Genomic DNA, 2,058 nt, shown 5'->3' with positions numbered 1-2,058 from the left:
TGGTCTCCAAACCAAAGCAAAAGTTGAGTAGAGTTTATCTGAGCTTTCTGCTGACTAACCCCAAATTATTTGTGAAAAAAACTGTAGGGTTTTGGTCTCCAAACCAAAGCAAAAATGGCATTTGCAAACCAAACCTTTACTATAAAATATGATAACCTATTTAAGATTGCTATATCAATTTCCTCCTAGAAATTTTTCTCTCTTCCTTCTTCCTTCTTCCTTCTTCCTGCTTCCTTCTTACTTGAAAAATGAAACAAATACTCAAAAAAAAATTTATTATTTTCGTCTTACAAATTTTTATCTTAGGCTTAATTTTTGGAATTTCCTATACCCAAGATNTCTTACTTGAAAAATGAAACAAATACTCAAAAAAAAATTTATTATTTTCGTCTTACAAATTTTTATCTTAGGCTTAATTTTTGGAATTTCCTATACCCAAGATCCTTTATATACCTCAAATCAACATACTAAATTTTTACAAGGATTATCCCAAGCTAGTTTAGGTTATTTAAACAAAGATTGGTTAGCTAATACATTAGACCCTCTACCTGCTTTTACTTTTTTAGTTAAAATCACTTATACCTACTTCCATGAGAATTTTTTATACTTTTATTACATCCTAATTTTCGGCATCTATGTTTATAGTATGCTTGGCATTGCCTCAGTAATTTTTAAAATTAATAGTTCTCGACTAAAACTGCTAATTTACTTTCTCCTTATCCTGACTATCCACTGTCTACAAATCAGAATTTTTGACTTGAAAACTCATGTACATCTCCACTATGGTTTAGCAGAACAATATATTCTCGGAGGATATTTTCAACCCTGTACATTTGGAGTATTAATTATCTTTTCCATCTATAGCTTTCTGAGAAATAAACCTTTTTTAGCAGTCTTAGCTTTAGGGATAGCTGCAACATTTCATCCCACATATCTCCCTAGTGCAGCTTTACTAACTTTAGCTTATATGATTCTCACCTATAAAAATGAAAATAATCTCCAAAAATCATTATTAATAGGTACATTTTCATTCATCATAGTTTTACCAGTAGTCAGTTATATGACTATTACTTTTCAACCCACATCTCCCGAACTTTTTCAAATATCTGAAAGTTTACTTGTCAATAGAATTCCTCATCATTCCTTCCCCGATATTTGGTTAACCGAACCTGCTGCTCCAATTCAGATATTAGTAGTAGCGATCGCTCTCTATCTTCTCCGCAAAACTAGACTATTTTTTATCTTATTTTTTCCCTTTACTACGGCAGTTATTCTGNTTACTTTTCAACCCACATCTCCCGAACTTTTTCAAATATCTGAAAGTTTACTTGTCAATAGAATTCCTCATCATTCCTTCCCCGATATTTGGTTAACCGAACCTGCTGCTCCAATTCAGATATTAGTAGTAGCGATCGCTCTCTATCTTCTCCGCAAAACTAGACTATTTTTTATCTTATTTTTTCCCTTTACTACGGCAGTTATTCTGACAGTAATTAAAATTTTTTCTAGCAGCAATACTTTAGCATTTCTGACCCCCTGGCGTGTCTCTGCTTTTTTAGTTCCGATTTCTACTTGTATGATATTGGCTTATATTTTGGCTCTTGTTTTTGACAGGTATTATCTTTGGATTAGGCAATACAAAAAACCGATAGAAATTTTATCTATCGTAGCAATATATCTGTTCATTCTTTCAGGAGTGGGAATGCAATTAGAGAAACTAACTATTAATCAGGAAGATACACCAATTATTATGGAATATGTCAAAGAAAATAAACAACCAGATGATACTTATTTAGTTCCCATAGCTTCTGGTAAATTTGTTGATTTTAGAATTGCCACAGGTGCGCCAATTTTAATTAATCTCAAGTCTCATCCCTACAAAGATATAGAAGTTATTGAATGGCATAACAGATTATTAATGGCACAACAATTTTATGATAATTATGGTATAGCTAAATGTCAGGCTTTGCAGAATTTAATTGATAAATATACGATAACTCATATCATTGTTGAAAATGATGATTCTGTTAACTGTCTAGGAGTAGAAAAAAGTTATAT

General features: G+C 31.6%; 1 protein-coding gene. It reads left to right on the top strand.

What is annotated here, in order from left to right:
• Positions 1–1,576: 1,576 nt before the first annotated feature.
• Positions 1,577–2,058: DUF6798 domain-containing protein (locus AFK68_RS43935; RefSeq protein ID WP_371357160.1), on the top strand; the 482-nt coding region annotated here is incomplete at its 3' end.

It is taken from the genome of Hydrocoleum sp. CS-953 (assembly GCF_002260545.1).
Taxonomy (GTDB): domain Bacteria; phylum Cyanobacteriota; class Cyanobacteriia; order Cyanobacteriales; family Microcoleaceae; genus Trichodesmium.
The sequence above is the reverse complement of the archived record's forward strand: the minus strand, read 5'-3'. Positions and strand labels throughout refer to the sequence as shown.